We start from the raw sequence: 5,672 nt of genomic DNA, 5'->3' as shown, positions 1-5,672 counted from the left end.
AAAGCTCATCCTTAACTTCCGGTGGACCAGGGTCAGCTTCTCCAGATAATACAGCAGTCAGGCGATCGCTAGCTGCTAAAAAAGCTTCATTATATTTGTTCCCATCTCTAACAGGTACTTGAATAGTTTCGTCTACTACACTCTGAGTAATTTCATCAGACATAATTTCTTTAACTGCATCACCGATACGAATTGCATCATTATTCGTGAGAGTATCGAGTACCAATAAAGTTTGATTAGCTTTTGCTTCTGGAGTGGGGAACCATTTTTCAAATAGTTTTTCAGTAAAACTATCTGCCGTCTCGCCATAGTCTAGACGACGGATAGTCACAAATCTAACTTCATTTCCTGTAGTATTGGCCAAATTTTCTAAAGAATTTTTCAGTTTACTCTTAGTCACCCGACTAAGAACATCTGCATCATCAACAATAAATGTGCCATCGCCTGCCGTTAAATTGGGCATTTGATAAACTCCTGTTGCGGATGCAGATGATACTGGCACAATAGTGGCCACAATTAATAATAGTAGAGATACTATTAGAGTTTGGAGATTTTGAAGATTTAAGGTTTTGTTGAATATTTGTACGGTCATATATTTCTAAGTAATGGGGAATTACTCAAACAATCTTATTTTTTTTCAAATAGCCGTTTTGCAGAGCTTCCCAATGAAACTTAACTACTGAATTTTCATCATAACTGATCGAGGGAGTATATTCCGCTTTATTACTTAATACCTTTGTTTCCTCTAACTTATAGCTAGTTACTACTGACTATTAAATTTTGGGTAGTCCTGTAGATGTAGTGATATTTCTAAGTAAAATCCTTTCACAGTAAGGGGTAAAAATTCCAAAATCACTACTTGTAAACCACTACCAAATTTTGAAACTGGTATAATAGAAACACAAAAAATTATGCTACTTAATAAATCTCCTTATTCAATCATAAGTAGCAAAAAGTAATGTATTTCATTCATATAATTGAACCTTAGTTTCAATAGTAGTTAATTTTGTTATATAAAAACTATTTTTCCTAGCTGAAAAGATATTTAATTGATAATTTCAAGGAATTAACTGCTGACAGGAGCAGCAGCAACAATTTTTCGTGCCAGAGTTGAAAGAGGTAAACTTTGTATATATACTAAACCAGGACCTATTAGTTTAGTTAAAAATAAACCCTCTCCACCAAATACAATATTCTTCAAACCACCTACCATTTCAATCTCATATTTTATCGAGGTAGAAAAACCAACAACTGCACCAGTTTCTACCCGTAATTCTTCTCCTTCAGCTAAATTTTTTTCTATAATCGTACCACCAGCATGAACAAAAGCTAAACCATTTCCCTGTAATTTTTGCAGGATAAAACCTTCTCCACCGAAAAAACCAGCACCTACTTTTTTAGTAAAAGCAATTTCAATATCAATACCATTAGCAGCACAAAGAAAAGAACTAGATTGGCACAAAAATTCCCCACCTAATTCAGTTAAATTTAAAGGAATAACTTGCCCTGGATAGGGAGCAGCAAAAGCAACTCTAGCTTTACTTCTACCTTGATTGAAAAAAGTGGTAATCATAAAACTTTCTCCAGTCAACATTCGCTTAAAACCTTTCCAAGCACCACCACCAGTAGTAGTTTGCATTTCAATGCCTTGTTCCATATAGGTCATTGCTCCTGCTTCTGCTCTAACTCCTTCTTCAGGGTCAAGTTCTATTTCTACTAATTGTAGAGATTCTCCTTTGATTTCATAGTCGATAATATCAACAGCCATAATAAATATCCTTAATATTATGAGATTATTGACTAAACAATACACTAAACTTGTATGGTTTACAAACCATAATTTATACCATATTCAGTTAAACAGTTATAAATAATTAGTGATAAGTTAGTAGTTACCCGATTCAGGAGGAAATAGGAAGAAAAAAAAAGGTATAACAAGGAGAAAGTTTTTTTCACCTAAGCGGAACGGAGTTCTATCACTAATTATCCCGACATAATATTACAACTGCAAAATTTAGGTTTTAGATAGATAGTTGAAATTTTTATGTGAATAAAATGCTTGGGAATTTTTAATCAAGTTAAAGATAAAGATAATCGAAAAAAGAGAAGTGGAGACTATAAATAGGGTTGGCTGAAAAAGTCTTTTTTAAGGAGTGGGGGAGTAGAGAGTATTTAGGAGGAGAGAGTAATTGATAGAGAAGTTAGTCGGATATGAGAGTGACTGGATTTTTCTGCTATTTTCGGCCGAAAATCCTAACTTTTTGAGCGGTTTGAGCTGAAAACCAGGCAGTTTTTTCGACCTCAAAAAGGCATTAGCCTTTATCTATCAATGCTTTGATATTTAATCGGCAAGCCATAAATAGTTCAAGTAGTCATACTCAAGTCAAAACTTAAGTGGATGTATTCCTAGATTGTCAGCATTCAGCTAGCTCGCATTCAGCATTCAGCTTTTAAACATACAGGACTTTACTTCGGTTAGCGGTCATGTGACCTTTTTATTTATAACAGTCAACTTCTGCGGGCTGAAGCCACCCAGCTTGGAGGGCCAAACCTCTAACTAAGAGTTGGCTAGACCACGAGCCAAAAGCGATAACACTTCCGGGTATTTCCCTGGCCCGGACTATTTGTTGGCTTCCTTGGGCCGGAGCATCGCGTAATTGCGAGACACAACGTTTTTGGTGGTCTTGGGGACTCACAACTATTTCTAATAGGATTATCTCCATGATTAGAGTACCAGTTCAAAATCCAGATGGTTCCCCTGCTATGCCGACAAAAGCATCGCGGGCACGCGATTGGGTCAAGGAAGGAAAAGCAACTTCCCACTGGAATGATGCAGGTTTGTATTATGTTCGGTTGGTAGCTAAACCATCAGGTCGTAAAACTCAGAAAATAGCAGTTGGCTGCGACCCTGGCAAAAACTATACGGGAATCGCGGTTCAATCTGCTAAGTTCACCCTTTTTACAGCCCATTTGGCGCAAGCCTTTTGAGCGGGTTAAAGAACGGCTTGGCTCTGCTGTTATTAAGCAAGGCAAAATAATTAAAAATGTCAGAGGTCGAGCATTACAACGTCGGGCGCGACGGGGGCGAAGAATTAACCGAAAAGTACCTTTTAACCTACGCGCTCATCGCCAAAAACGATTCGATAATCGCACTAAAAAAGGTAAGTTAGCTCCATCCATCCGAGCATCAAGGGAGATGGAAATTAGAGTTATTACTGAACTTTCCAAGGTTTTTCCTATTAACAAGATTGTTTACGAATTGGTTAAAGCCGATGTCGATTTAACTACCGGTCGTAAAGGGGCACGTTCTGGTAAAGGTTTTTCTCCTGTAGTGGTTGGGCAGAATTTTTGTGTAGAAAAGCTTAAATCTATTGCACCAGTTAAAACTGTCTTAGGCTTGCAGAAAAATAATAACGGAACTAGCCAAATCCGTAGATATTTAGGATTAAAAAAAATCAAAGACAAGAAAGCTCAAGTGCCAGAATCCCATGCAGTAGATGGTATTGCTTTAGGAGCTTCAGAATTTGTTCGTCATGGCGTAACTCAAGCGCAAAAATAGTGATATTTGGGGTTGGAAAGGTTCCGTTAACATAACTTCATCTGTCTTTCGAGTAATAACCAGACCTGCTTACTTTCGCCGTGCTTTGCACTTTGACAATGCTGAAAAAGGCGGCATCCGTAAACGTAAAGGCGGGACAATTACACCTTTTAATGTCCGTTATGGCGATAAGGTTATGGCTAAAAAAGCAGGAAAAATCTACATCGGTTGGGTTGGAGGTTTTACTAATGCTAAAGCAAAAAACATTAGCGTTTATGACCACAATTGGAAGCGGATTGGTCAGTTTTCTCCCAAAAAAGTTAAACTAATTCGTCGCTCAAATAAACTTTGCGCTGTTTAATAGTTCACTCAGGTTTTAACCTGAGTTCGCCTTTCGGACCCGAACTAAAGTTACGGGGATTCCAGGCTCTTGATTACTTTTCTTGATAGGACTTACGCACGCCTACCATGTATGTAGTGTGAAAAACTATAGCGTTATAGTTTTTGCACTCTATATATAGTACCCCTGCGTAAGTCCTGATTGAATTTTCGTAAGGCGACTAATTCCTCCAGAGAGTGTGATAATAAGTTGATAACTCATAGCTGAAGAGCGAAGTTCCGACCCTGGAGGCTAGCTGAATGCTGACGGCTGAATGCTTACCCTAGATTTTGATTTGAGCAACAACATCTCCATACTATTGACATTAAAGATTGATTATGCTAGCAAATTTTAATAAGGATAGCTGAAAAATTGATGTCCATTAAACATAGATTTTGGCAGAAACAAAAAATTAAGATAGCGTGGAACAAAAAAATCTATCCTGTAAAGCTAAACCAAAACAAAAAATCAAACCCTCCCCCTTGGCCTCATTGCTCATAGGTGCATACTAGTATACAAAAATCCCAGTTCTTAATATCCCAATATAAGGTCTCATGTCAACTCTTGTTATTGTTGAATCTCCTACTAAAGCCCGCACTATTCGTAACTATCTACCCTCGGACTACCGTGTGGAGGCATCCATGGGTCATGTGCGTGACCTACCACCTTCTGCTGAGGAAATACCAGAAAAATACAAAGGAGAAAAGTGGGCACATCTAGGCGTAAATGTAGAATCAGAATTTGAACCTATCTATGTTGTCCCTAAAGATAAAAAGAAAACTGTTAAGGAACTTAAAGATGCTCTGAAAGGAGTTGATGAATTAGTATTGGCTACGGATGAAGACCGAGAAGGGGAAAGCATAAGTTGGCATTTATTGCAACTACTAAAGCCAAAAGTTCCTACTAAGCGGATGGTATTCCATGAAATTACTCCCGAAGCTATCCGTAAGGCAATTGAAAATTGTCGAAATATAGACGAGCAGTTAGTTAGGGCGCAAGAAACTCGGCGGATTTTAGACCGACTCTATGGTTATACTCTCTCTCCTGTATTGTGGAAAAAAATTGCTTGGGGTCTTTCTGCTGGTAGGGTACAATCTGTTGCAGTTAGACTTTTGGTGACCCGAGAACGTCAACGTCAGGCTTTTAAACAGGGAGGTTATTGGGACTTAAAGGCTACTTTAGAGCAGGACAAAACTCCTTTTGATTCTAAGCTTGTTACTCTTGGAGGCACAAAAGTTGCTACGGGTAGTGACTTTGATGAAAATACGGGTAAGATAGCTGAGGGTCGTAATGTTGTTTTGTTGGATGAGGCTCAAGCTGAAGCTCTGAAGGAAAGGATTGAGGATAAACCTTGGGTGGTTAATAGTGTTGAAGAACGAGCGGTTAAACGTAAACCTTCTCCTCCTTTTACGACTTCAACTTTACAACAGGAAGCTAACCGCAAATTACGCATGGGTGCTAAACAGACTATGCGGACTGCTCAAAATTTATACGAACAAGGTTTTATTACCTATATGCGGACAGACTCGGTTCATTTGTCCGATGAGGCGATCGCTGCTGCTCGGAGTTGTGTGGAAAAAATGTATGGTACGGAATATTTGAGTCCTCAACCTAGACAATATACTACTAAAAGTAAGGGTGCTCAGGAGGCTCACGAAGCTATTCGTCCTGCGGGTCAAACTTTCCGTACTCCCCAGACAACAGGAATGAACGATCACGAACTTGCTCTTTATGACTCAATCTAGCAACGGACGG

Annotated in this window: 6 protein-coding genes and 1 pseudogene; 4 read left to right on the top strand and 3 right to left on the bottom strand. The window is 38.6% G+C overall.

Features of this window, described 5'->3' with window-relative positions; genetic code table 11:
* The 3 genes from psb32 to F6K22_RS29585 form a co-directional block, all read right to left on the bottom strand.
* Positions 1-592 (bottom strand): photosystem II repair protein Psb32 (gene psb32 / locus F6K22_RS29595; RefSeq protein ID WP_293106374.1); only part of this gene is annotated, 592 nt, incomplete at its 3' end.
* 474 nt (positions 593-1,066) lie between these two features.
* On the bottom strand, positions 1,067-1,768 hold the full coding sequence (locus tag F6K22_RS29590) for a TIGR00266 family protein (RefSeq protein WP_293106372.1): 702 nt from the start codon (positions 1,766-1,768) through the stop codon (positions 1,067-1,069).
* Positions 1,769-2,495: 727 nt separating this feature from the next.
* Positions 2,496-2,723: a hypothetical protein gene (locus F6K22_RS29585; RefSeq protein WP_293106369.1), complete on the bottom strand. Its 228-nt coding sequence runs from the start codon at positions 2,721-2,723 to the stop codon at positions 2,496-2,498.
* Between F6K22_RS29585 and F6K22_RS29580 the strand changes: the two genes are divergently transcribed.
* The 4 genes and pseudogenes from F6K22_RS29580 to topA all read left to right on the top strand — a co-directional run.
* A complete protein-coding gene (locus F6K22_RS29580) occupies positions 2,722-2,988 on the top strand; it encodes an RRXRR domain-containing protein (protein WP_293106367.1) in 267 nt (88 codons plus the stop codon). The genes F6K22_RS29585 and F6K22_RS29580 overlap by 2 nt on opposite strands.
* The gene (locus tag F6K22_RS29575; protein ID WP_293106364.1) at positions 2,897-3,559 is read left to right on the top strand and encodes an RRXRR domain-containing protein; all 663 of its coding nucleotides are present in this window, start codon (positions 2,897-2,899) and stop codon (positions 3,557-3,559) included. The genes F6K22_RS29580 and F6K22_RS29575 overlap by 92 nt, the downstream gene beginning before the upstream one ends.
* Before the next feature lie 85 nt (positions 3,560-3,644).
* Positions 3,645-3,899: a hypothetical protein gene (locus F6K22_RS29570; RefSeq protein ID WP_293106361.1), complete on the top strand. Its 255-nt coding sequence runs from the start codon at positions 3,645-3,647 to the stop codon at positions 3,897-3,899.
* A 572-nt stretch (positions 3,900-4,471) separates the two neighbouring features.
* Positions 4,472-5,659, top strand: a pseudogene (gene topA / locus F6K22_RS29565) (type I DNA topoisomerase); the annotation flags it as partial.
* Positions 5,660-5,672 lie beyond the last annotated feature (13 nt).

The organism is Okeania sp. SIO2F4 (assembly GCF_010672385.1).
Lineage (GTDB): Bacteria > Cyanobacteriota > Cyanobacteriia > Cyanobacteriales > Microcoleaceae > Trichodesmium.
Note: the sequence above shows the minus strand (reverse complement) of the source record. Positions and strands in the feature narration are given on the sequence as shown.

Excerpts from the sequence above, each read along its gene's own strand:
- F6K22_RS29590 (WP_293106372.1), bottom strand. The coding sequence starts at position 1,768 with ATGGCTGTTGATATTATCGACTATGAAATCAAAGGAGAATCTCTACAA.
- F6K22_RS29580 (WP_293106367.1), top strand. The coding sequence starts at position 2,722 with ATGATTAGAGTACCAGTTCAAAATCCAGATGGTTCCCCTGCTATGCCG.
- F6K22_RS29585 (WP_293106369.1), bottom strand. The coding sequence starts at position 2,723 with ATGGAGATAATCCTATTAGAAATAGTTGTGAGTCCCCAAGACCACCAA.